Annotated in this window: 17 protein-coding genes and 1 tRNA gene; 7 read left to right on the top strand and 11 right to left on the bottom strand. The window is 59.7% G+C overall.

Annotated elements, in window-relative coordinates:
• Positions 1-2 precede the first annotated feature (2 nt).
• From E8M77_RS05080 to ccoN, 3 genes are read right to left on the bottom strand one after another with little or no spacing between them, the layout of a single operon-like run.
• Positions 3-155 (bottom strand): cbb3-type cytochrome c oxidase subunit 3, encoded by a 153-nt coding sequence (locus E8M77_RS05080; protein WP_137129542.1) that lies wholly within the window; start codon positions 153-155, stop codon positions 3-5.
• A gap of 13 nt (positions 156-168) precedes the next feature.
• Positions 169-900: a cytochrome-c oxidase, cbb3-type subunit II gene (ccoO, locus tag E8M77_RS05075; RefSeq protein ID WP_137129541.1), complete on the bottom strand. Its 732-nt coding sequence runs from the start codon at positions 898-900 to the stop codon at positions 169-171.
• 12 nt (positions 901-912) lie between these two features.
• On the bottom strand, positions 913-2,538 hold the full coding sequence (ccoN, locus tag E8M77_RS05070; protein ID WP_137129540.1) for a cytochrome-c oxidase, cbb3-type subunit I: 1,626 nt from the start codon (positions 2,536-2,538) through the stop codon (positions 913-915).
• Between the two features lie 252 nt (positions 2,539-2,790).
• On the opposite strand from ccoN, the gene E8M77_RS05065 reads away from it, so the two are divergent.
• On the top strand, positions 2,791-4,356 hold the full coding sequence (locus tag E8M77_RS05065; RefSeq protein ID WP_205910463.1) for an EAL domain-containing protein: 1,566 nt from the start codon (positions 2,791-2,793) through the stop codon (positions 4,354-4,356).
• A 39-nt stretch (positions 4,357-4,395) separates the two neighbouring features.
• On the opposite strand, the gene E8M77_RS05060 is transcribed toward E8M77_RS05065, so the two are convergent.
• Both E8M77_RS05060 and E8M77_RS05055 read right to left on the bottom strand, forming a co-directional pair.
• A tRNA-Pro gene (locus tag E8M77_RS05060) sits at positions 4,396-4,472 on the bottom strand.
• 200 nt (positions 4,473-4,672) lie between these two features.
• Entirely contained in the window at positions 4,673-5,974 is a 1,302-nt protein-coding gene (locus tag E8M77_RS05055) for a UDP-glucose/GDP-mannose dehydrogenase family protein (RefSeq protein WP_137129538.1), read from the bottom strand.
• Between the two features lie 424 nt (positions 5,975-6,398).
• Between E8M77_RS05055 and E8M77_RS05050 the strand changes: the two genes are divergently transcribed.
• Genes E8M77_RS05050 through E8M77_RS05040 form a run of 3 tightly spaced genes read left to right on the top strand, consistent with a single transcriptional unit; the run spans position 6,399 to position 11,252 of the window.
• On the top strand, positions 6,399-7,406 hold the full coding sequence (locus E8M77_RS05050; protein ID WP_246659132.1) for an HlyD family efflux transporter periplasmic adaptor subunit: 1,008 nt from the start codon (positions 6,399-6,401) through the stop codon (positions 7,404-7,406).
• 2 nt (positions 7,407-7,408) lie between these two features.
• A complete protein-coding gene (gene rbbA, locus E8M77_RS05045; RefSeq protein WP_137129536.1) occupies positions 7,409-10,123 on the top strand; it encodes a ribosome-associated ATPase/putative transporter RbbA in 2,715 nt (904 codons plus the stop codon).
• A 4-nt stretch (positions 10,124-10,127) separates the two neighbouring features.
• Positions 10,128-11,252, top strand: coding sequence for an ABC transporter permease (locus E8M77_RS05040; RefSeq protein WP_137129535.1), 1,125 nt, complete (start codon positions 10,128-10,130; stop codon positions 11,250-11,252).
• Between the two features lie 15 nt (positions 11,253-11,267).
• On the opposite strand, the gene E8M77_RS05035 is transcribed toward E8M77_RS05040, so the two are convergent.
• A complete protein-coding gene (locus E8M77_RS05035; protein WP_137129534.1) occupies positions 11,268-12,629 on the bottom strand; it encodes a sigma-54 dependent transcriptional regulator in 1,362 nt (453 codons plus the stop codon).
• Positions 12,626-14,485: an ATP-binding protein gene (locus E8M77_RS05030; protein WP_137129533.1), complete on the bottom strand. Its 1,860-nt coding sequence runs from the start codon at positions 14,483-14,485 to the stop codon at positions 12,626-12,628. Before E8M77_RS05030 ends, E8M77_RS05035 begins: the two co-directional genes overlap by 4 nt.
• Positions 14,486-14,706: 221 nt before the next feature.
• Between E8M77_RS05030 and E8M77_RS05025 the strand changes: the two genes are divergently transcribed.
• Positions 14,707-16,038, top strand: coding sequence for a dicarboxylate/amino acid:cation symporter (locus tag E8M77_RS05025; RefSeq protein WP_137129532.1), 1,332 nt, complete (start codon positions 14,707-14,709; stop codon positions 16,036-16,038).
• An 87-nt stretch (positions 16,039-16,125) separates the two neighbouring features.
• Here the strand turns inward: E8M77_RS05025 and E8M77_RS05020 are convergent, their stop codons facing one another.
• Both E8M77_RS05020 and putA read right to left on the bottom strand, forming a co-directional pair.
• A complete protein-coding gene (locus E8M77_RS05020) occupies positions 16,126-16,710 on the bottom strand; it encodes a DUF922 domain-containing protein (RefSeq protein ID WP_246659143.1) in 585 nt (194 codons plus the stop codon).
• 99 nt (positions 16,711-16,809) lie between these two features.
• Positions 16,810-20,505: a trifunctional transcriptional regulator/proline dehydrogenase/L-glutamate gamma-semialdehyde dehydrogenase gene (putA, locus tag E8M77_RS05015; protein WP_137129530.1), complete on the bottom strand. Its 3,696-nt coding sequence runs from the start codon at positions 20,503-20,505 to the stop codon at positions 16,810-16,812.
• A gap of 131 nt (positions 20,506-20,636) precedes the next feature.
• On the opposite strand from putA, the gene E8M77_RS05010 reads away from it, so the two are divergent.
• A complete protein-coding gene (locus E8M77_RS05010; protein WP_137129529.1) occupies positions 20,637-21,098 on the top strand; it encodes an Lrp/AsnC family transcriptional regulator in 462 nt (153 codons plus the stop codon).
• A 300-nt stretch (positions 21,099-21,398) separates the two neighbouring features.
• Entirely contained in the window at positions 21,399-22,319 is a 921-nt protein-coding gene (locus E8M77_RS05005) for a DMT family transporter (protein ID WP_205910461.1), read from the top strand.
• 24 nt (positions 22,320-22,343) lie between these two features.
• On the opposite strand, the gene E8M77_RS05000 is transcribed toward E8M77_RS05005, so the two are convergent.
• Together E8M77_RS05000 and E8M77_RS04995 are read right to left on the bottom strand one after the other, a co-directional pair.
• Complete coding sequence (locus E8M77_RS05000; RefSeq protein WP_137129743.1) at positions 22,344-23,522, bottom strand: fumarylacetoacetate hydrolase family protein; 1,179 nt, start codon at positions 23,520-23,522, stop codon at positions 22,344-22,346.
• Between the two features lie 612 nt (positions 23,523-24,134).
• The gene (locus tag E8M77_RS04995) at positions 24,135-25,370 is read right to left on the bottom strand and encodes a class I SAM-dependent methyltransferase (RefSeq protein WP_137129528.1); all 1,236 of its coding nucleotides are present in this window, start codon (positions 25,368-25,370) and stop codon (positions 24,135-24,137) included.
• Between the last annotated feature and the right edge of the window lie 39 nt (positions 25,371-25,409).

Genomic DNA, 25,409 nt, shown 5'->3' with positions numbered 1-25,409 from the left:
GATCAATCCTCCTTCAGAGGGATTTTTGCGGCCTCGTTTGCCGAGGTCTTCGCGCCGGGAAGAATGGTGGAGACCACCACGCCGATGAAGAAGATGGTCATTGCCAGGAGACCCCAGCTATCGGCGAAGTGACGCATTGCCGTGTAGACTTCCATGATCCAATCCTCCTCAACGATAACCGGTGGCATCGTCATAGGTCGAGAAGTCGACCAGCGTGCCGAGCATCTGCAAATAGGCAATCAACGCATCCATCTCGGTGAGCTTTGCCGGATCGCCATCGAAATCGCCGACCTTGGCTTTCGGGTAGCGCGCCAGAAGGCCGGTGGTATCGGCATTCGGATTGGCCTGCGCGGCAAGGTCTGCCTTGGCATTGGCCATCATCTCTTCGCTATAGGGCACGCCGACCAGGCTGTTAGCCTTCAGCTCCATGGTGACATCCGTCACCTTGAGCGGCGTTTCCTTGAGGAAGGCATAGGATGGCATGATCGATTCCGGCACGACGTCGCGCGGACGTACCAGATGTTGCACATGCCATTCGTTGGAATAGCGATCCCCGACACGGGCAAGATCAGGCCCGGTGCGCTTGGACCCCCACTGGAACGGGTGATCATACATGGATTCAGCCGCCAGCGAGTAGTGACCATAGCGTTCCACTTCATCGCGGAACGGGCGGATCATCTGGCTGTGACAGACATAACATCCTTCACGGATGTAGATATTGCGCCCGGCCAGCTCCAGCGGCGCATAAGGCCGCATGCCCTCCACCTTTTCGATGGTGTTTTCCAGGTAGAAAAGCGGCGCGATTTCCACGATGCCGCCAATGGAAACGACCAGAAGCGAACCGACCAGGAGCAGTGTTGCATTGCGCTCAACGAAATGATGCTTGTCCAGAAGAGACATGAAAGCAGCTCCTTATTCAGCCGGCTGGAGGCTTGCGGGCACAGTGCCCGGAAGCGTTTCCTGCCGCTCGTAACCGAGGATGGTCATGGTGATGTTGAAGGCCATGATCAGCGAACCGGCGAGATACATGATGCCGCCGACGGCACGCAGCACGTAATAGGGGAACATGGCGGCAACAGCTTCGGCAAAAGAGTAGACTAGGAAACCCTGATCGTCATACTCGCGCCACATCAGGCCCTGCTGCACACCGGCGACCCACATGACGGCGGCGTAGACAACGATGCCGAGCGTGGCGAGCCAGAAGTGCCAGTTGACCATGGCCATGCTGTAGAGCCGGTTGCGGTGCCACAGCTTGGGAACCAGGAAATAGATCGCTCCGAAGGAAATCATGCCGACCCAGCCGAGTGCGCCCGAATGCACGTGGCCGATTGTCCACTCCGTATAGTGGCTGAGCGAGTTGACAGCCTTAACCGACATCATCGGGCCTTCGAAGGTGGACATACCGTAGAAGGCGATGGCAATCACCATCATACGGATGATCGGATCGGTGCGGATCTTGTCCCAGGCACCAGACAGCGTCATCAGGCCGTTGATCATGCCACCCCAGGAGGGCATCCAGAGCATGATGGAAAAGACCATGCCCAGCGTCTGCGCCCAATCCGGCAGAGCCGTATAGTGCAGGTGGTGAGGGCCGGCCCAGATATACATGAAGATCAGCGCCCAGAAGTGGATGATCGACAGGCGATAGGAATAGACCGGGCGCCCGGCCTGCTTGGGCACGAAATAATACATCATGCCCAGGAAGCCGGCCGTTAGGAAGAAGCCGACGGCGTTGTGGCCGTACCACCACTGCGTCAGCGCATCCTGAACACCGGCAAAGGCCGAATAGCTCTTGACGCCAAGGAAGGAGACAGGGATTGCCAGATTGTTGACGACATGCAGCATGGCAATCGTCACGATGAAGGCGAGATAGAACCAGTTGGCCACATAGATATGCGGCTCCTTACGCTTCAGGATCGTGCCGAGGAAGACAACGAGATAGGCGACCCAGACCACAGTCAGCCAGATATCCACGTACCATTCCGGTTCTGCATATTCCTTGCCTTGTGTAATGCCGAGCAGGTAACCGGTCGCCGCCATGACGATGAACAGCTGATAGCCCCAGAAGACGAACCAGCCGAGACCTTCGCCGCCGAACAGCCGCGCGCGCGAGGTGCGCTGCACGACATAGAGCGACGTACAGATTAGGGCATTGCCGCCGAAGGCGAAAATCACCGCAGACGTGTGCAGCGGACGCATGCGCCCGAAATTGAACCAGGGACCGAAGTTAAGGTCCGGAAAAGCCAGCTGGAGAGCCACGACAACACCGACCAGAAAGCCCACCACGCCCCAAAACACGGTGGCAATCGTGCCGTATTTGATCACTTCATCGAAATAGGCGTCAGGATCGGACGGGCGCACGGATCTGGCGGCCGGCGCGAACTGAACGCGACGCAGCAGGACGATCGTGCTGGCAAGCAAAGTAAAGAATAGAACCCACATATGGGCTGAGAAGAGATCGTCGTGGGCAAAACCTGCACCAAGAAGCGCCAGGAACGCCCCTATGGTGAGTGCCACGATCGGTACGGTATTGTTCATCGGAACATCCCCCAAGGCGAACAGTCACGGGGTCAGGATCGACATGGCCGACAAACCCCTCCGTTCGTAGCCATCCCACGGCCCGGCAAGGCGAGCCTTGATCTGAATCAATGGGAAGCGCGAGGGGTGCCCCGACAAAAAACACGTTAAAGTTGATTTAGCAACTCTTTAAGATGTTCGCTCCATCCTCCAGCCTTGACGGGCATGCCGGCCCCGCACCTTGCCATGACGGCAGCCAGAACGGCGATTATCATGCGACTGTCTGCAAGCAAGGCAACTTGGCAGGGCTTAGGCCTTGCACTGATCGGTATCCTCTTCTTCGCCTTCGCGCAGAAGTATGATGCGTTTGAGGCGGTCATCCGGTTTGCGGATACGCACGAGGCCTACGAGTTGGACGAGATCCTGCTTGCCATTGTCATCATCGGCATCCTCAGCATCGTCTATGGCATATTGCGGATCTGGGATCTGAGAACCGAGCGCCGCCACCGCCAGATGGCCGAAAGGCAGGTGGACTGGATGGCCCTGCACGATCAGCTGACCGGCTTGAAGAACCGACACAGCCTGGACAGGACACTTGCAGCCTATGACCGCAAGGCAAGCGCCAAGCGCAGTTTCTCGCTGCTGGTCATAGACCTCGACGGCTTCAAGCGCATCAACGACCTGAATGGCCATCATGCCGGCGATCTGGTGCTCCAGGTGGTGGCCGAACGGCTGCGCGAGCAGGTTCCCGATACCAACATCTTTCGCCTCGGCGGCGATGAATTCCTGGTCATCGTCGATACGCCATCAATGGCAGCACCGGTTGCGCGGGCGCTCCTGCAATCGCTGAATCAGCCAGTCCCCTATCAGGGTGTCTCACTCGATATCGGTGCCAGCATCGGCCTTGCCACATGGCCGGATAATGGCGGCAAGGCTGTCGATTGTCTTCGCGATGCGGATGCGGCCATGTATGCGGCAAAGGCTGCGGGACGCGGCGTGCTGCGCGCTTTCGACAAGGAGATGGCGGAACGGCTGCGGGCGCGGGGCCTCGCCGAACGCAACCTGCGCCACGCAATCGCCTATGACGGTATCAAGCCATTTTACCAGCCGATCATCGACCTTCACAGCGGCAAGGTCTGCGGCTTCGAGGCGCTGGCGCGCTGGTACCTGGAAGACGGCACGGCAATCCTGCCCTTGGAATTCATTCCGCTGGCCGAAGAAAGTGGCCTGATCATGGAGCTTACCGACCGCCTGCTGCGACAGGCCTGCGAGGAGGCTGGACACTGGCCGAAGGATATTACGCTATCCTTCAACATCTCGCCGGTGCAGTTGCAGGACAAGCTTCTGGGCCTGCGCATCCTGCGCATTCTCATGGAGACCGGATTTGATCCGCGTCGCTTGGAAATCGAGATCACTGAAACGGCACTGATCAACGACATCCAGACAGCAGCCACCATTTTGAGCGAGTTGCGTACGGCCGGTATCTCCGTGGCACTGGACGATTTCGGCACCGGCTATTCGAGCCTTGCCCAGCTCTCCAATTTCAGCTTCGACAAGATCAAGATCGACCGCAGCTTCGTCGCCTCTTTCAAGGACCAGGAAAGACAGGAAAAGATCGTCAAGGCCATAGTCGGCCTCGGGATAGGCCTCGATGTCCCGACGACCGCCGAAGGCATCGAGACAAGTGACCAACTGGCGTCGCTGGCCGGAATGGGCTGCACCTATGGCCAGGGCTATCTGTTTGGCCGTGCCTTGCCGGCTGACGAAGTCAGGCGCCTGCTGGAACAAGAGAGCGAGACTTCACTGAGGAATACTATTGCCGTCTCGGCACAGGCCTAGCTGTTTTCGGCGTTCAAGAAAAATTCGGGAGTTTTAAACTGGTCGGAGTGGAGTGATTCGAACACTCGACCCCCACGTCCCGAACGTGGTGCGCTACCAGACTGCGCTACACTCCGTGACCAGTGGCGCCGATATAGACGACCACTTTTGTTTTCACAAGCATTATTTGACATTTTTTTGATGCGGCATGTCCGCACCCAGCACGTCTCTCGCCAAGGAATGCGGGACCATCGCTGGCCTGTGCATCTATCCGATCGCCAGCACAGGACGGGAAGGCAAGCCCTGTGCGCAAAGGCAAAGGGCTTGCAGAGACGGTTTATCGCCCGACGCTGTAATACTGGAAGCCGTAACGGGTGACTTCTTCGGCCGGATAGACATTGCGCAGATCGACAATGGCCGATTGCGCCATCAGCAACTTCAGGCGACGGAAATCCAGCGCCCGGAATTCGTCCCATTCGGTCACCAGCACCAGGGCATCGGCGCCTTCGGCAATAGCGTAAGGGTTGGCGCCGAATTCCACACCCGGCAGCATACCGCGTGCGGTTTCCATGCCTTCGGGATCGTAGGCGTGAACGATGGCGCCATTGTCCTGCAATGCCTGGATGATGGAGAGCGACGGTGCATCGCGCATATCATCGGTGTTCGGCTTGAAGGTGAGGCCGAGAACGGCGATTTTCTTGTCGCGTACCGAACCGCCGCAGGCCGCCACGACCTTGCGGGCCATGGCGCGCTTGCGGGTATCATTGACCGCCACCGTCGCCTCGATCAGGCGAACCGGGCTGTCATGGTCCTGGGCGGTCTTGACCAGAGCCATCGTATCCTTCGGGAAGCACGACCCGCCATAGCCTGGGCCTGCATGCAGGAACTTGTCGCCGATGCGCTTGTCCAGCCCAATGCCCTTGGCGACCTTCTGCACGTCGGCGCCGACTTTTTCGCACAGATCTGCCATTTCGTTGATGAAGGTGATCTTCATCGCGAGGAAGGCGTTGCCGGCATATTTGATCAGTTCCGACGTTCGGCGATCGCAGAAGAACAGTGGCGCGGAATTAAGGTAGAGCGGCCGGTAAACCTCGCGCATAACCTCGCTGGCGCGCTCATCTTCAGAGCCGATGACAATTCGGTCGGGTCGCTTGAAATCCGAGATCGCCGCACCTTCGCGCAGGAATTCCGGATTGGAGACGACGGCGAAATCCGCATCCGGACGCTCACTGCGAATGATCCGCTCCACCTCGTCACCGGTGCCGACAGGCACGGTGGATTTCGTCACCACCACTGTGAAACCTGTCATGGCATGGGCGATCTCACGGGCTGCGGCATACACATAGGAGAGGTCCGCATGGCCGTCGCCACGACGCGAGGGTGTGCCGACCGCGATAAACACGACGTCGGTATCTGCGACTGCGCTCTTGAGGTCCGTGGTGAAAGTCAGGCGACCGCCCTTGACATTCGACTTCACCAACTCGTCGAGGCCTGGCTCATAGATCGGGATCACCCCGGAGCGTAGCGCCTCCACCTTTTCCTCGACATTATCAACGCAGGTGACGTGATGGCCGAAATCGGCAAAACACACACCCGACACCAGACCCACATAGCCGGCACCGATCATCGTGATACGCATTTATCTCTCTCGCTGAACCCCCGGCAGACAGTATATCCGGGCTAAAGATTGGCTAGAAATGTAGGCTTATACGGCAGCGCACAAATATTCAAATATGATCTGCACTTCAGCCACCCCAGCGATGCGAATGTTGCTGACATTTTGGCCCTGACTGCTGGTCGCAACAGCGCTGACGCAAAAGACGACAATTGCGCCCGAAACAACCTGCCAATCTCAACCTCTGCAACCCTGTCACTTGCTCAGGCAGGGCTTCATAGAAAGCAAATTGAGGGACATAGCGCTCGCTCCGGGAAAATACCGAGGACCTGTCGTTTCTTGATCTACGTCAAGGTTGATCGGGTATCGGCGGCTAGGGTCTGGCCATCGACCACGGAACATGCCGCGGCCGGCCATGCCCCGAGGGGCTCGTAACATGGAGGCTCCGATGAGCAAGCCGATCACTCCAATTCTGGTCATTGCCTGCCTGGTTGCGGCGGCAGGTTATGGCGGCTGGAGCTACTGGAAAGCGCAACAAAACCTGATGCCGCCCGAACTCTATGGCGGCAATGGCCGGGTGGAATCGGATCAGGTGGATATTGCCACCAAAAGTGCCGGCCGGCTGGTGAATGTCACCGTGCGCGAGGGTGACAAGGTCGAGCCCGGCCAGGTTCTGGCGCAGATCGATACGGCAGAACTGCAGGCCCAGCGCGCCAAATATGCCGCCGATGTCGCCTATGCGGAAGCCTCCAAGATCGAGGCGGGTGCAACGGTTGACCAGAGAGCAGCCGAACTGCGGTTTCGCGAGGACGACGTGGCACGCAAGACAAAACTTGCCGCGACAGGGGCGGTGACGCAGGAAGCCTTGAACGAAAGCCTGTCCAACCGCGACGCCTCGAAAGCCGTTCTGGCGGCCGCCCGCCAGCATGTGGCCGCCGCAGAGCGTTCGGTCGAGGCGGCACAGGCCCTTGTGGCGCTCGCCGATACACAGATTGCCGACAATACGCTGTCGTCTCCCGTGCGTGGCCGCGTGCTTTACCGGCTTGCCAATCCGGGCGAAGTAGTTGCCAGCGGCGGCAAGGTTCTGACCATCGTGGATCTGGAGCAGGTTTATTTCGAAATGTTCGTACCGTCCGAGCAGGCGATCCGGCTGGCGGTCGGCTCTCCGGCCCGTATTGCACCGGACGGCACGGATATAGCGGTGCCGGCGCGCGTCAGCTTCGTCTCGCCGGATGCGCAGTTTACCCCGAAACAGGTGGAAACCCGCAGCGAGCGTGACAAGTTGATGTTCCGCGTCAGGCTTCGTACATCACAGAGCCTCATCGAGCGACATATCGATATCGTCAAGACGGGCGCGCGCGGCGTCGGCTATGTGTGGATCGGCTCCGAAAAGCCCACCTGGCCGGAATTTCTGCAAAAGCGCATTGCGGGCGATCCGCTCGATGTGGAGGAATGAGCATGGCGGCCGAACCTGAGACGGTCGTCCGCCTTTCGGCCGTCACCCACCGCTATGGTGATGTCGACGCGATCTCCAAGATCGACCTGAATGTACCGTCCGGCCGGATGGTCAGTTTCATCGGGCCGGACGGCGCGGGCAAATCGACGCTTCTCGGTCTGATCTCCGGGGTTCGCAAGGCACAGGTGGGAGAGATCGAGGTACTGGGCGGCGACATGCGCAGCAGCCGGCACCGCAACCGTGTGTGCCGCCGCATTGCCTATATGCCGCAGGGTCTCGGCAAGAACCTGTACCAGGAAATCAGTGTTCGCGACAACCTGCATTTCTTCGGCAAGCTGTTCGGCCAGGATTATCGCGAGCGGGACGCCCGTATCACGCGGCTTGCCGGTGCCACCGGCCTTTCGCCGTTCCTCGATCGACCGGCCGGAAAACTGTCCGGCGGCATGAAGCAGAAGCTCGGCCTTTGCTGCGCGCTCATCCATGATCCCGACCTGCTGATCCTCGATGAGCCCACCACCGGCGTCGATCCTCTGTCACGGCGCCAGTTCTGGACGCTGATTGAGGAGTTGCGCGGGGAACGTCCCGAAATGAGCGTGATTTTCTCGACCGCCTACATGGACGAGGCGGAGCAATGCGACTGGATTGCCGCCGTCGATGACGGACGCATCCTCGCCTCTGGCACGCTTGGCGAATTGCGGGCTAAGACCGGCAGAACCGACCTCGAAGAGGTGTTTGTCGCACTGCAGGCCGGTGACGGAGCGCCGAGCGCCGAAAAGCTCGTGATCCCCGCCTTCAAGGACGAGCTTGGTGAGCCGATCATCCGCGCTCGCAACCTTACCTGCCGCTTTGGTGATTTCACCGCCGTCAGCGATGTCAGCTTCGACATTGCCAAAGGCGAGATCTTCGGCTTCCTTGGCTCGAACGGATGCGGCAAGACAACCACCATGCGCATGCTGACCGGCCTTCTGGCCCCAAGCGACGGCGTGGCGGAGATCTACGGCCATCCGGTGGATGCCAATGATCTCTCGACGCGGCGGCGGGTAGGCTTCATGTCGCAGGCCTTTTCGCTCTACAGCGAACTGACGGTGCGCCAGAACCTTGTGCTTCACGCGCGCCTTTACCATCTGCCGACGCCCGACGAGCGTGCGCAAGCGCTGATAGCCCAGTTCGATCTTGCAGACCATGCCGACCAAGAGGCGGGAGACCTGCCGCTTGGACTGCGCCAACGTCTCTCGCTAGCGGTCGCCGTGGTGCACGATCCACAATTGCTGATCCTCGACGAGCCGACCTCCGGTGTCGATCCGCAGGCACGCGACGCCTTCTGGCGGATCCTCGCGGACCTGTCGCGCCAACAGAAGGTGACGATTTTCGTATCCACCCATTTCATGAACGAGGCAATGCGCTGCGACCGCATTTCGTTGATGCATGCCGGCCATGTGCTGATCTGCGATACGCCGCAGAACGTGTTGGCAGCAAGCGGCGAAGAGGAATTGGAAAAGGCCTTCGTTTCTTTCATCGAAAAGGCGACAGGAACAAAAACCGAGCCTGAAGCGCAAACGGCGCCGGAGATTTTGAGCACAAAGCCACCCGGCCGCAATCCGGTGCGTGACAGCTGGCGGCGCATTCTTGCCTGGAGCAATTGCGAGACCCTGGCGCTGGCACGTGATCCGGTGCGGGTTGCCTTTGCCTTTTTCGGATCGCTGATCCTGCTTCTGATCTTCAGCTACGGCACATCAAGCGACGTGACCGATCTTTCCTTTGCCGTCTATGACCGGGACCAGACCGCCGACAGCCGGGATTATCTCAGCAACTTCCAGGGATCGCGCTACTTCATCGAGAAGTCACCGATCCACTCAGCGCAGGAGATGGATGCGCGCCTCAAAGCCGCCGATATCACGCTTGCGCTGGAAATTCCGGAAGGCTTCGGGCGTGACGTGAAGACGAACGGCTCCTGGCAGGTCTCGGCCTGGATCGACGGTGCCAATACGCTGCGTTCGGCAACGATCGAAAGCTATGTCGAACAGGCGCACAGCACCTGGGCAAGCGGTCTTTCATCGGCAGATGCGCTGGGTAACTTCTCCATGTTGAATCGGCATCGCTACAATCCGACCAGCGAAAGCATCTATGCGATGGGACCCTCCGTTCCGGCCATCTTGCTGATGCTGTTTCTCGCCATCCTGATGGCGGTCAGCGTCACGCGCGAAAAGGAAATCGGCACGATCACAAATTTCTACGTGACGCCAACGCGCCGGCTGGAATTCCTGGTGGGCAAGCAATTGCCGTATATCGCGATCGGACTGATTAATTTCGCGGTCATGACGGCAACGGTGATCTTCGTCTTTGACGTGCCCTTGAAAGGAAGCGGGCTTGCGCTGACCATCGGCGCACTCCTCTACAGCATCGCCGCACTGGGCTTTGGCCTCCTGGTCTCCACCTTCACCACGAACCAGGTCTCGGCCGTGTTCGTGGCTGCCGTCCTTGCACTTTTGCCCACCATCCAGTTCTCCGGCATGTTGCAACCGGTCTCCACGCTGGAAGGCAGTGCCCGGCTGATGGGCTCGATCTGGCCGACCACTTACTACATGCAGATGAGCGTCGGCGCATTCACCAAGGGATTGAGTTTGTCCAGTATGGTGCCGCAACTGCTGGTGATGGCAATCTTTGGGCCCGTTTTCCTTTTCACGACGGCGCTTTTTCTCAAGAAGCAGGAAGCCTGAAGCGATGGAGAAATTGTACAACATCCTGTGGCTGGGCCTGAAAGAGCTTCAGTCCCTGATGAAAGACACTGTCATGGTGATCTTCATCATCTTCTCCTTCGGCTTCAGCATCTATTCCCAGGCCACCGGCACCGGGGAAACCATCCATAACGCAGCCATCGCCATCGTCGATGAGGACCAATCGTCACTGTCGCGCGGCATTACCGCCCTCTTTTACCCACCATACTTTAAATCGGCAGAGGCAATCGATGCAGATGCCATCGATTCAGCGATGGACCAGGGCCATTATACCTTCATCCTCGTCATTCCCCCGGATTTCGAGCGCGATATCCGCTCTGGACGCGACGCGTCCGTGCAGTTGAATATCGATGCGACCGCCGTCCAGCAGGCATCCATCGGGGCGGCCTATATTCAGAACATGGTGCAGACGGAGGTTCAACGCTATGCGGGCGGCATACCAGCCAACCGCAGCCTGGAACAGGGCCTGGTCCTGCGCCGTGCCTTCAACCCCAATGGTACGCAGGCCTGGTTCCGCTCCGTCGTCGCACTGGGTGACCAGCTCTCGCTCCTGACCATCGTGCTGACAGGCGCCGCGCTTTTGCGCGAACGCGAGCATGGCACGCTGGAGCATCTGATGGTGATGCCGCTGACCGCTTTCGAGATCGCGGTTGCCAAGGTCTGGGCCAATGGACTGGTGATCTTTGTGTCCTTCACGCTCTCCATGCTAATCGTCGTCGAGGGGATACTGGACGTGCCGATTGCAGGCTCGCGCCTGCTGCTCTTGTGCGGCACCGCCATCTATCTGTTTGCCGCCGCCGCCATCGGCATCTTTCTCGGCACGGTTGCCCGGACCATGGCACAGTTTGCGCTACTGATGCTGTTGACGGTCATGCCGATGATGATCCTGTCCGGCGGCATGACGCCGGTGGAGAGCCAGCCGGACTGGCTGCAATATGTCACCTGGTTCCTACCGTCGCGCCACTATATCAGCTTCATGCAGGCGATCGTCTATCGGGGTGCCGGACTTTCCGTCATCTGGAATGAACTCCTCGTCATGATCGTAATGGGCCTCGTCTTTCTCGGGGCGAGCATTCGGCTGTTTCGAAAATCAGTGCTTGTACTGAAATAGGTGGCGCTCACCCCGTCAGTCACGCCCGGAAAACTCACCGCGCACGATGCCGTGCCGCTGCAGCTTGTCGTAGAAGGTCTTGCGGGGAATGCCGAGCGCCTCGATCGTGCGGCGCACGTCTCCCTCATGGGCCTGCAGGGTCTGGCGGATGATATCAGCCTCCACCCGCGCCATGCGTTCCGGCAGCGCATCACCAATGGTGTGCGATAGGTCGGTCGCGACCAAAGGCAGCTTATCATTATCCGGCTCAAGACCCAGCACGAAGCGTTCGGCATAGTGGGTCAGCTCCCGCACATTGCCAGGCCATTCATGCTTGAGGAGATAGCTGGATACAGAGGCGGTCAAATCCGGCACGTCGCGGCGGAAGCGCTCGGCGGCCCGCTGGGCGAAATGCCGGAACAGCAGCGGCACGTCATCACGACGTTCGCGCAGCGGCGGGATGGAGAGCGTCACCACGTTCAAGCGATAATAAAGGTCCTCGCGAAAATCGCGCCGCTGCGCCGGATCGCCGAGATCCAGCTTGGCGGCGGCCACAACGCGCAGATCGACGGGGCGCACCTCGTTGGTGCCAAGCGGCGTCACTTCCCGCATTTCCAGCACGCGCAGCATATGCACCTGTGTTGCCTGCGCCATGCTTTCGATCTCATCGAGAAACAGCGTCCCGCCGCTGGAATGCTCGATGCGTCCAACACGGCGCTTCTGTGCGCCGGTGAAGGCCCCGGGCTCGTGGCCGAACAGCTCGCTTTCCATGATCTGTTCGGGTAGCGCGCCACAATTCAAGGCGACGAAATTGCCGCGCGAACGCCGGCTCCAGCGATGCAGCAGGCTCGCCACCACTTCCTTGCCGGTGCCCGTCTCGCCGGTCAGCAGGACATCGACATCCGTATCAGCGATCTGTTTCAGCGTCCGGCGCAGCCGCTCCATCACCAGTGTCTGGCCAATCAGCGAGAGGTCATCCTCTTCCCCTTCCACGCTTTGGCGCAATTGGCGATTTTCCAGAACGAGACCACGCTTTTCACCCGCGCGGCGCACGCATTGTACCAGCCGGTCGGCAGCAAAGGGCTTTGCGATAAAGTCATAGGCGCCGTCACGGATGGCTTTGACTGCCATCGGAATATCGCCGTGCCCGGTCACTAGGATAACCGGTATATCCGCATCAATCGACTTCACCCGCTCAAAGAGTTCCAGCCCATCGATGCCCGGCATGCGGATATCCGAGACGATCACCCCGAAAAACATCGGATGGAGAAGCGGCAGGGCCTCCCGCGCCGAGCCGCAGGCGGTGACGGAAAAGCCAGCCAGATCCAGTGTCTGGGCCGTGGCGCGCAACAGGTCACGGTCGTCGTCGATCAGGATGACAGGGCATGACTGGTTCATGGAGAAGCCTTTGTGAGTACGACGCCAAAACGGGTGCCGGACATGCTGCTTTCGACGGTAATGCGCCCGCCATAATCGCTGACGATATCCTTGGCGATCACCAGGCCGAGGCCGAGACCCGCTTCCTTGGAACTGTTGAACGGGGTAAACAACTGGTCGAGCACGGTCGCCGGAATGCCCGGGCCATTGTCCTCGATCACCAGTGTCACATTACCCGCATCGGCAATGGCAAAGGCATGCACACGGCCTTGCGGTTGCGGCTCGATGGCTTCCAGCGCATTCTGCAACAGGTTGATCACCACCTGTTCCAGCCGCAGCCGATTGCCCAGTACCAAGAGCTGACGATCCGGCAGGTCAAGCGTCAGCAGGTCGAGGCGTCCGGCAAACCGGCTTTTCAGCAGCAGGACCGCACCGCTCATCACATCGGCAAGACACACCGGCTCCGGCGCCGAGCGCCCCTTGCGCGACAGCGCCTTCAGATCCTCGGTAATGGTGCCGATCCGGTCGGTGAGCCTTGCGATTTCCTGCAAATTTTCTCCGGCTGGGCCCGACTGGGCGCGCTCCAGAAAGATCCGGGCATTGTCGGCATAGGCACGGATGGTTGCCACGGGCTGATTGATCTCATGCGCGACGCCGGCGGCCACCTGCCCCAGAATGGCCAGGCGATTGGCCTGCACAAGCTCTTGCTGCACGCCTTGCAGCCGTTCCTCGGTCACGCGATGATCGGTGATTTCCGCCTGCAACCGGTCGCGCGCCTGCGTCAGCGCCTGGGTGCGCTCGACCACCCGGCGTTCCAGTTCCTGACGTGCCGCCTGCTCGGTCGCAATCTTCGCCAGTATTGTCTGGCGACGGCGGATCAGAAATGCGCCGAACGCCAGAAGTGGTGCGAGCACCAGCAGCATCGACAGTTGCGCCTGGCGAATGCTTGACGCCAGCGCCGGCTCCACCGGCAGCAGATAGTTCAGTGTCCAAGGGGTGGAGGGGACAGGCACGGCAACGGCGACATAGCGCGCCAGACTTTTGCCCGGCAGCACGGTCTCGATCAACTGGCCGCCCTCGGCGAAGGTTTGTATCTGCCGGATGGGCAGGGCCGCAAGGGCGGCATGTCCGAACTGCAGGCTGGCACGCACCGCTTGCAAGACGTCAGAAGAGGCGATGCCGAGGCTCATGAACCGCCAGGAGGCAATGCTGGTCACCAGAACCAGGCCATTCTCATCCGTGACGAATGTGGGGCGAAGCGCATCGCGCCAATCGGATTCCAGCTGATCGAACTCCGCCTTCACGACCACGACGCCGATCGGCTTTCCAGCGCTTTCAACGCGATGGGAAATGTAGAGGCCAGGCCGACCGCTGACGCTACCCAGCGCGAAATGCTCGGCCCTTCCATCCCGCATGGCCTGCGAGAAATACTCGCGGAACGCATAGTCGCTGCCGACAAAACTCGATGGCTCGCGCCAATTGCTGGAGGCAATCGTAATGCCGCGCGTGTCAATCACATAGAGCACGGCGGCATTGGTGCCGAGGACCAGATCTTCAAGCTTGCGGTTCAGATCCTCGATGCGGCCCGCCACCGGCACCTGTAACGCGTCCTCCACATCGCGATCGCGCGACAGAAGAAGCGGCAGGGAGCGCGGCCGCTCCAGCACGGCCCGCAACAGCGCCACTTTCAGCCCCGCATCGACGCGCCCCTGCCGCTCGAGACCGGCCAGAGCCGTTACCGTGGCAAAATGGCGTGTCGCCAGAAGCGCGGTCGCCAGCAGAAGACAGGCCGACAGGCCGAATACCAGCCAGACACGACCCTGCACGCCGAAACGACGCCAGAACAACAAAGGGGACGGGACTATTGCGTCAGACATTTGCCATTTTGTGCATTAATCCGCCAAAAATACAAGCTCGTCCGTGCGGAATATCACACAAACGACAGCAGGCCTTTTGAGGGTCGATAAAATATTACTTTTGAATCAGATGCTTGCCGGAGCCCCTCGATCTGGCACGCCGCTTGCTGATCGTCTTGTCATTATCAAAAGACCGCCCCGGGAGAGCCGCTTCGGTTGGGGCGCGATGGAGGATCTATCGCATGGATTTGCATCTCGATGCCGCGGCGCCGCGCGGCAAAATTCCGCTCTATCGGCAGCTTTACGTTCAGGTTCTGGTGGCGATCGTCGCCGGCATCCTGCTCGGCCATTTCAATCCGGATCTCGGCGCCGCGCTGAAGCCGCTGGGCGACGCCTTCATTCGTCTGGTGAAGATGATCATCGCACCGGTGATCTTCCTGACCGTGGCCACCGGCATTGCCGGCATGTCGGACCTCAAGAAGGTTGGCCGTGTCGCGGGCAAGGCCATGCTCTATTTCCTGGTCTTCTCGACGCTGGCACTGGCCATAGGAATGATCGTTGCCAATGTCGTGCAGCCGGGTGCCGGCATGCACATCGATCCGGCCACGCTCGATGCCAAGGCGGTATCGACCTATGCCAGCAAGGCGCATGAATCGACCATTACCGGTTTCCTGATGAACATCATCCCGACGACCATTGTCGGCGCCTTTGCCGATGGTGACATTCTTCAGGTTCTATTCTTCTCGGTCCTGTTCGGTATTTCGCTTGCCATGGTTGGCGAACGCGGCAAGCCGGTCACGGACTTCCTGCATGCGGTAATGGCGCCGATCTTCAAGCTCGTCGCCATTCTGATGAAAGCCGCTCCCATTGGTGCATTCGGCGCCATGGCCTTTACCATCGGCAAATACGGCATCGGCTCGGTGGCGAACCTCGCCTTCCTGATCGGCACCTTCTACTTCACATCGCTGGTCTTCGTCTTCGTCGTGCTGGGCGCGGTTGCCCGCTATAACGGTTTCTCGATCGTGGCGCTGCTGCGCTACATCAAGGAAGAATTGCTGCTGGTTCTGGGCACGTCGTCTTCGGAAGCGGCCCTTCCCGGCCTGATGCAGAAGATGGAGCGGGCCGGCTGCAAGCGCTCGGTTGTCGGTCTCGTCATCCCGACGGGTTATTCCTTCAACCTGGATGGCACCAATATCTACATGACGCTGGCAGCGCTGTTCATCGCCCAGGCAACCGATATTCATCTGTCCTTTGCCGACCAGATCCTGCTCCTGCTGGTGGCTATGCTGAGCTCCAAAGGTGCCGCCGGCATCACCGGCGCCGGCTTCATCACGCTGGCAGCCACGCTCTCGGTCGTTCCGGCCGTTCCCGTGGCCGGCATGGCGCTGATCCTCGGCATCGACCGTTTCATGTCGGAATGCCGGGCGCTCACCAACTTCGTCGGCAATGCGGTGGCAACCATTGTTGTCGCGCGCTGGGAAAACGAGTTGGACGAGGCACAGCTTGCGGAAGCACTTTCCGGCCGCCTGCCGGCAGAGCCTGCCATGCAAGCTTCGCTGCAACCGGCAGAATAGTTTCCTCCCAAGGGAAAGGGGCCGCATTGCCGGTCTCAACAGAAGGCTCGCCGGCACCCCTCGGCGGGCCTTCTCTTTATCTGGATGTCAGGGACCGTTGACGAGCGCCAGGATCAACTGGTGCACATTGCCGCCGGGGCTAAGCTCCACCCGATCAAACTCGACATTTCTGGCCCGTTCCGCTTTGGACAGCTCGCCCAGCCGCGCCGTCAGCACCTGGCGGATCTTCTGGCAGGCGGGATCATTCTCCACACGAAGGCCAAGGCTGACATCCTGGATCTGCTGCACCAGTTCCTTGATGAAATCTCCGTGCACGCGTTCATGCTTTTCCACCCCGGCAATGAAGCGCGACCAGCTGGCCGCGACATCGGGCGATAGCCTGGCCGAGGGTTTTGGCAGCGTATAGGTGATGATGACCTTGGGTCTCGCCATCGTGATGGCGCAGGCAGCCCCCTGCGGCGTATAGGTCCGCGTCCAGGTCAGCTTGAAACTGGTATGGGCAATGGCGAGCCCGCCACGGGCCTCCGGTGCACGTGCGCCAATCGCCTCGTAAAGATCAGCACCGCTTGTGCCGGCAATGGCATAGGTCTTGACCTGCTCGACCGCCTTCCAATCGACGGCGAAGGCACTTTGCGAGGGCAAGAGCCATACCGCGAAAAGACCGGCCGCCACGGTGAGAAATCGTCTATCCGTCAAGCAAACACCCTTTCATGTCCGCCGGCTTGCCGCCGGCGGCGCATCATAGAGCCTGTCCGGATGACGGCAAGGGGATCAGCCGATGGCCATCAGGCTGGCATTGCCGCCGGCCGCTGCCGTATTGATCGAGGTCGAGACCTCTTCCAGCAGCCAATGCAGGCAATAGGCATCCGGTTTTGCCATATCCTCAACCCGCGCAGACTGCGCAAGCACCAGCGGTCCGGGCAGATCGGCAATCCGTGTCTGGGCAAGACGCACTACATCCGCATCGCCTTCGATCACGGCACCGGCGATAAATCCATCGGCTGCCCAGTCATGGGTAAAGCGCAGGCGGGCCGTAACGCTTGCTGGCAGGCCGGCCACTGCGGCCTGAAGAGCGGCAGGTGCATCCACCACGGCATTATTGCCGGTTGCCAGCACGCAGGCCAGCTGCGTGATCAAGCCATCCTCCGTCTGCGGCAAGAGAAGAATGCGGCCACGGGCATGCAGGGCATAGATATTCCTTTCGCCGACAGGGCCGGCCAAGTCGAGCTCCACGCCCAGCGCTGAATGGCTGCCGATGGCGCGGGCGAGGTTTGCCTGTGCAGTCTTCTGGCGCTCCTCCAGGAAGCGGGCGAAATCGGTCAGCGCCGGATCGAGATGCACCGAGCTCAGCTGCGGCGGTTCCGGCGCCATTTCGACCAGACGACCAAGATAAAGCGGGCCACCGGCCTTGGGACCCGTTCCGGAAAGTCCACGACCGCCGAAAGGCTGCACACCGACGACAGCACCGATAACATTGCGGTTCACATAAAGATTGCCGGCCTTTACCCGGCTCAATACATGGGCAATCGTTTCGTCCAGCCGGGTATGAAGGCCGAAGGTCAGGCCATAGCCCGTCTCGTTGATCTGGTCCATCAACCGATCCAGATCATTACGCCGATAGCGGATGACATGCAGAACCGGGCCAAACACCTCCCTTTGAAGATCCTTTAAGGAGGCAAGCTCGATAATGGTGGGCGCAACAAAGGTTCCGCGCTCCGCTTCAGGGGGCAGAGACGCCTGATGGATCCGCCGGCCAAGCCCGCGCATGCGCTGGATATGCGCGTCGAGGCCGCGCTTGGCCTCGTCGCTAATGACCGGACCGATATCGGTGGAAAGCTGATCCGTGTTTCCGATGGACAGTTCGGCAAGCGCGCCTTTCAGCATGGTGAGCACACGCTCTGCCACGTCTTCCTGCAGGCACAGCACACGCAGGGCCGAGCAGCGCTGGCCGGCGCTGTCGAAAGCCGAGGCAATCACATCGCCGACCACCTGTTCGGCAAGTGCCGAGGAATCAACGATCATGGCGTTCTGCCCGCCGGTTTCGGCAATCAGCGGCAGGGGTTTGCCGGAAAGCGAGGTGCGCCCGGCAAGCTGCGCCTGGATCAGGCGGGCAACCTCGGTGGAACCGGTGAACATGACGGCTGCCGTCTGGGGGGCGGCAACGAGCGCTGCACCGATGCGGCCATCGCCGGGCAGGAATTGCAACACATCGCGTGGCACGCCGGCCGCATGCAGGATGCGCACGGCTTCAGCGGCAATCAGCGGCGTTTCTTCCGCAGGCTTGGCAAGCACCGGATTGCCGGCCACCAGCGCGGCCGCCACCTGGCCGGTAAAGATGGCCAGCGGAAAATTCCACGGGCTAATGCAGACGACGGGCCCGAGCGGACGGTGGGACACCCCGAGCGTGCGCCGGGCCTGTTCGGCATAGTAACGCAGGAAATCGACGGCCTCGCGCACTTCGGCAATCGCATTGGGTGCAGACTTGCCGGCCTCGCGCATGATGAGGCCGAGAAGTTCAGCCATACGCTCTTCCAGGGCGTCGGCCGCCCGCTCCAGGCAGCTTGCCCGCTCAGCAGGCGGAACCTTACCCCAGGCAAGACCGGCCAGAGCCGCCATCTCGACAGCCTGTACAGCCGCTTTTTCGGTGGCCGCAACGACCACACCCACCGCATCCCTATGGTCAGCGGGGTTCAGCACAGCCTCAGGCGCTTCCAAAGATGCGGCAAAAGCCAGCAGCGGTTCGGCCTTCCATTCAACCGCGACACTGGAAACAAGCGCCTGCGACAGCGAGGCAAGTCCGGCTTCGTTGGAGAGATCGAGACCCGATGAATTGCGCCGGCTCTTGCCGAACAGGTTTGGCGGCAGGGCGATCTTCTCATGCGGCGAGCCCGGCTGGGCCATGGCCTCGACAACATCGACCGGATCAGCAATCAGCTCGTCTACCGCAATGCTCGCATCACCTATGCGATTGACGAAGGACGAGTTGGCGCCATTTTCCAATAGCCGGCGAACGAGATAGGCCAGCAGCGTTTCATGCGTGCCGACCGGCGCATAGATGCGGCAGGGGCGCGCAAGTCTGTCTGCCGCCACGACTTCCTCATAAAGCGGCTCGCCCATGCCATGCAGGCACTGGAACTCGTAAGAGCCGACGGTGAAATCCGGCCCGGCCATATGATAGATCGTGGCCAGTGTCTGGGCATTGTGCGTGGCAAATTGCGGGAAGATGACATCGCGCGCTTGGAGCAGCTTGCGGGCACAGGCGATATAGGAAACGTCCGTATGCACCTTGCGCGTATAGACGGGGAAATCGGCAAGCCCATCCAGTTGCGCCCGCTTGATTTCCGCATCCCAATAGGCGCCCTTGACCAGACGCAGCATGATGCGGTGCCCGGAGCGCCGTGCAAGATCGATGATATGATCGAGCACGAAAGGGCAGCGCTTGCCATAGGCCTGTACGACAAAGCCGATACCATCCCAGCCGGTGAGCGCCTCGTCAAAGCAAAGCTCCTCCAGCAGGTCCAGCGACAGTTCCAGCCGGTCTGCCTCTTCCGCATCGATATTGAGGCCGATATCATAGCTTTTGGCCAGCGCCGCCAGCGCCTTTACCCGTGGCAGAAGTTCCGCCATCACACGCTGCGCCTGAGCGCGCACATAGCGTGGATGCAGCGCCGACAGCTTGATGGAAATGCCCGGACCTTCATAGACACCGCGACCGGCGGCTGCCCGACCAATGGCATGGATGGCATTTTCATAGTCACGATAGTAGCGTTCGGCATCAGACATGGTGGTCGCCGCCTCGCCCAGCATATCGTAGGAATAGCGAAAGCCCTGATCTTCCATGCGGCGGGCGCGGTGCAGCGCTTCCTCAATGGTCTCGCCGGTCACAAACTGTTCGCCCATCATACGCATGGCCATATCGACCCCACGGCGCACCACCGGCTCGCCACAGCGGGCAATCAGCCGGGTCAGCGCGGTTGCAAGGCTGCGGTCATTGACGGTGGACGTGAGTTTCCCCGTGACGACCAGGCCCCAGGTCGCGGCATTGACGAACAGAGAACGCCCGCCACCCAGATGCGATTTCCAGTCACCGGCCGAGATCTTGTCACGGATCAGCGCATCGCGGGTGGCCGTATCGGGAATGCGCAGCAGCGCTTCGGCAAGGCACATCAGCGCCACACCTTCCTGGCTCGACAGGGAATACTCATGCACCAGGCCTTCGACACCGCTGCCGCGATTCTTGCCGCGAAGGGCTGTAACCAGTGTACGGCCCGTTTCGCGAATGGTCGTCTTTTCCGCCGGCGAAAGCCTTGCCGCCTGCAGAAGCGGCAAAAGCGCCTGGTGCTCCGGCAGCCGGTAGGCGGCGGTGATGGCCTGCCTCAGTTCCGACTGAGGCCGGATGGCAGGAGCGAAGTCCGCAAAGGGCGCAGGCGACGGGGATTGCGAAATCTGGGAGCCTTGAAGGGTCATCGGTACAATCTCGATCACGGAGGGGCTGAATGCACGGATGGTAACGCAGGATGCAATTTCACGCAGACTTTAATGGAGCTCATTTTCAGGCTATAGTACCAAATATGGCGAAGTAGACGGAGATAATTCCTATGGATGCGCCAAAACCAGTCGATCTGGATGGTTTCGACCTGAAGATCCTCGATGCGGTGGCCGACAATGGCCGCATCTCAGTGACCGAGCTTGCCGCCCGCATCGGTTTGTCGAAGACGCCCTGCAATGCAAGGCTGAAACGCCTGGTGGACGAGGGCTATATCCAGGGCTTCCGCGCCGTAATCGATCCGCAGAAACTGGGCCTCGATCATGTCGCTTTTGCGGAAGTAAAGCTCTCCGATACGCGGGAAAAGGCCTTAAGCGAGTTCAATCAAGCGGTGCGGCGCATCAAGGAAGTGGAGGAGTGCCACATGATTGCTGGCCGCTTCGACTATCTGCTCAAGGTGAGAACGCAAAACATCCGCCGCTACCGCGAGGTTCTGGGCGACAAAATCTCAAGCCTGCCGCATGTGGCCAGCACGTCCACATCGGTTGCCATGCAGTCCGTCAAGGAGCGCTAGGGCCGATCAGTTCATATACCGGTCACCAATGTCGTTTTCACTTAAGATCGTACCGTTTTCAGGCAAATCGACCTCGCCGGTTGTCGGGAATTCTGGCTCTATAGACATGCCCGAGCCGCAAGGCTTTGGGTTTTTCCCCCAGATTGCCCTGCCGTTCGGCGGGGCTTTTTTGCCTTCAGGGCTTTCTGCCAGAACAGGCAACGGAAGCAGGCGCCCTTGAGGGTGGCAGCCGGGTGGCCGAACAGTTCAGCCCGTGCTAACGCTCCAGCGCTCCAACGCATCAGAATCTCGAGGAAATCCATGAGCGTCCAGCCCACAGCCCGCGCCGCAAAAACCGGTTTGCTCGCGGCCGGCCCCAGCATCATGCTGCTCGGCATGCTGATGTTTGCGATGAATGATGCGATCGGCAAATGGCTGGTGGCCAATTATGGCCTTGGCCAGGTGATTCTGATCCGCAGCTTGGCTGCACTTGTCATTCTTGCGCCCTTTCTCTGGAGAAGCGGGCTGAAGCCGATCCTCAGCGTCGAGCGACCCGGCCTGCAGGCGGCCCGCGTGGCTTTCTCGACGCTCGAAATCTTCTGCTTCTACTATGCCGTCATCTATATGCCGCTTGCCGACGTGATGACCTATTGGCTGGCAGCCCCCATTTATGTGGCCGCCGCCTCGCCGCTGCTGCTGGGGGAAAAGGTCGGCTGGCGCCGCTGGAGTGCCATTGCCATCGGCTTTGTCGGCGTCATCATCACGCTCGAGCCATCCACCGCAATGTTCACACTTCCGGCGGTCATTTCGATCATCGGCACAGGCGCCTTTGCCTTCATGATGCTGTCTGGCCGAAGCCTGCGCCAGACGCCGGACAAGACGCTGGTTTTCTTCCAGCTTTCTGGATCGGCACTGGCCGGGCTTTTCATTGCGCCCTTTGATTGGGCACCGCTGACCTCAGTGACGGAAGGCCTGCTGCTCTGCCTGCTTGGCATCGTCGCCATGGGCGCGCATATGCTGGTCAACCGCGCCCTGAAGATATCCGATGCGGCAACCGTGGCACCGCTTCAATATACGCTGCTGCTCTGGGCCGTTCTGTTCGGCTGGATCTTCTTTGGCGAAGTGCCGCGCACGCCCATGGTAATCGGCGCGACCCTGATTGTCGGCTCCGGCCTCTTCATCTTCTTCCGCGAACGGCAGCTAAAGAAGCACGAGACGGTTCTGCCCGCCATACCGGAATAAAGCTAGCCGGCAAACGACGTAACCTCAGTCCTTTAGCAGGCCCCGGCGCGCCAGATTGGCCATCAGGGCACCGGTACCAAAACGCCATTCCGGGCAGGCATCGCTGCGGTTGACAAAGTTGACCAACCGCCCAAGCTCGGGCGCCGAGATCTCCACCCGGTCCCCCACTTCATGGGTAAAGCCCTGACCCGCGCCGCGCCTGTCCTTGACCGGGGCAAACATGGTGCCGAGAAACAGCACCGCACCGTCCGGATACTGGTGATTGCGGTTGAGAAGCTGGGCTGCCAGATTGGCCGGGCTGCGGCTGATGGCGCTCATGGCACTTTCACCGGTCATGGTGAAGCCATCTTCGCCCTCGACCAGCAGTGAGACTCGAACCCTATCCAAGGCCTGCAGCGTGAAATCGCCGTGGAACAGGCGGATGAAGGGGCCGATGGCGCAGGAGGCATTATTATCCTTGGCCTTGCCGAGAAGCAAAGCCGAACGCCCTTCCACATCGCGCAGATTGACATCATTGCCAAGAGTTGCGCCGACAACCTCGCCGTCGGAACGAATGGCCAGCACGACTTCCGGTTCCGGATTGTTCCATTGCGATATCGGATGGATACCCACCTCTGCCCCGCATCCGACAGAAGACATCGGTTGCGCCTTGGTAAAAATCTCGGCATCCGGGCCGATGCCAACCTCCAGATATTGCGACCAGAGGTTCAGGCCCTGCAAGAGCGCCTTCACCTTGGCGGCCTGTTCGGAACCGGCGGCAATACCGCGCAGATTATCGCCGATCACCGGCGCGAGTTGCGCCCGGATGGCCTGTGCACGCGAGGCATCACCGCGCGCCTGCTCCTCGATCACCCGTTCCAGCATGCTGTCTGCGAAGGTAACGCCGGCGGCCTTCACCGCCTGAAGGTCGATGGGCGCGAGGATCTCCCCCTCGCTTCCATCAAGAAAGGCCTCGAGCGGACCCAGATCGGGAAACGAACCAGTAACGAGAGTGGACACCAGATCCGGCCGCTCCAGCGCCATGGAAACCGTGGGGCCAAGCTCGGTCACGTCATGAACCTGCCGATCGCGCACCAACACGACGCAGGGCCCGCCCTGCGCCTTCGACCAGACGCGCCCGATCAGGATCGCACCGTCATCCCTTGGCAAAATATCGGCTGCTTGGAGTTTTTTTGGAATGCTCACAGGATCCTCCCGGTCCATCAGCGCAGATACGGCTTGCGCCATCACATCCTCCTCAAGATGCCTGCCCTATGCTCCGAGCGTTCTAGCGACCGGGCCTGCAGTTGTCCATCAGAACGGCTCTACGCTGAGCAGGACGCGCTTTGGAAGAGTGCAGAGGTTTTCTTGATCTGTCAGGAATCCGGCATGCGAAATCCAAGGAGTTTTACCAGGCAGTTCGAGACCGAAGTGGTACGCAAGTGGTTTGATTCCGACATTTTCATCCCAGCACACTCGCGAGCAAATGTCGGAATCAAGAGAACCACTATCAAGACTATGATTCCAGTGGAATTTTCGAATTTGACATTTGATCAGGGAGTGTTCCGCAAGCGGGTATCAGATGTCAAATTCAATCCACTAGACTGATCGATGCCGGCGAGTGGCTAAGGATTTGCAGAAATCAATTGTTTCCGCGCAACCCGGAATGCGCACCGCCCATATCCCAATTCTCACCCGAAGTCTTGCAAGGTCGAATGTCTATGAGCTCGTTTGCGCCAATCTCTGAGGTCGCCGCCATACCAAGGCGGATAGTCTCACCGCAGAACACGGCAGCGACCTCATCGACTGGATTTTATTTCGATGAATTGGACCTGATCAGACGATCTCGATTTCGGGGAATGGAAAGATGAATTTCCCCCCCTTAGCAAGATACTCTTTCTCACGCTGCAATATGCCTTCCTTGAAATGCCACGGAAGCACGAGGAAGTAGTCCGGTTGCATCGCTCTTGCCTCAGCTTCCGAAATAATCGGGATTCGAGTGCCCGGAGTGACCTTGCCAAATTTTTCGGTGTTCACTTCCGCAATGGCCGGAAGCTCCTTTTCCGTAATGCCGCAGAATTGCAAGGTGACATTGCCCTTCGTGGATGCGCCATAGCCGATCACCGTCTTGCCATCGGCGGCCAAGGCCTTCAGCAATCGGGTAAGGTCTGCCCTGTGGCGATAAACGCGATCCTCGAATTCACGGAAGGGGCGCACGGTGTTCAGTCCCATGCGATCTTCCTGCTCCAGAAGCCAGTTGATCACTGCGCTATTGGCCTTGTGCGTCGACCCCTTATGGGCGGCCGTCACGGCAAAGCTTCCGCCATTGATGCCGTTCATCTGTACATCGACCACGCGCATGTCGGCCGCGGCCAGAATAAGGTTTACGACACCGAGGCTGTAATATTCCAGATGCTCATGGCAAATGGTGTCATAAGATGTGGTCCGCAGCATCGAAGGCATATAGCTCTGTTCGAAATGCCATAGGCCATCGGCTGCAAGCACCGAGGCAATATCGCGTGCAAATGCAATCGGATCATCCAGATCATAGAACATGGCGATCGATGTTACGATCTTGGCTGACTTCTGGCTAACCTTGCGGAAATTGTCGGCCGTGAAGAAGTCCGGGACCAGTTTTACATCGTCCGGATAGTATTCGCGAAACTTCGCTCCGGTGGGATCGATCCCAATGCGCTCGATGCCGGGCACGGTGTAGGCCTTGAGCGAGGTGCAGTCATTAGAACCAATGTCAAGAACGACATCTGTCGGGGCCAGGGCTGCGAATTTCTCAAGAAAACCGATCTTGTTCGTGAGATGTCGAACCATTGAGGCGTTGAGGCCTGAACGATAGCCGTAGTTGTCGCCGTACATTTCCGACGAATTGTAAGTATGGGCGAGCTGAAGCAGGCCGCTATCCTGACACCAGACCAGATCCAGGGGGCCTGATGTTACAGACTGCCCTGGAGACGGAAACACACCGGTCAATTCTTGATGACCAAGCTGCAACACGCTGACCAAATTCTTGGAACCACTAATGCGGCACCCGGAAATTTGCTTATAAGGTTCGTCCATTGTTCATTGCTCTCCGGGATCTTACAAACTTTGCGGGAA

The organism is Rhizobium sp. FY34, assembly GCF_005222845.1.
Classification (GTDB): Bacteria; Pseudomonadota; Alphaproteobacteria; order Rhizobiales; family Rhizobiaceae; genus Neorhizobium.
Note: the sequence above shows the minus strand (reverse complement) of the source record. Positions and strands in the feature narration are given on the sequence as shown.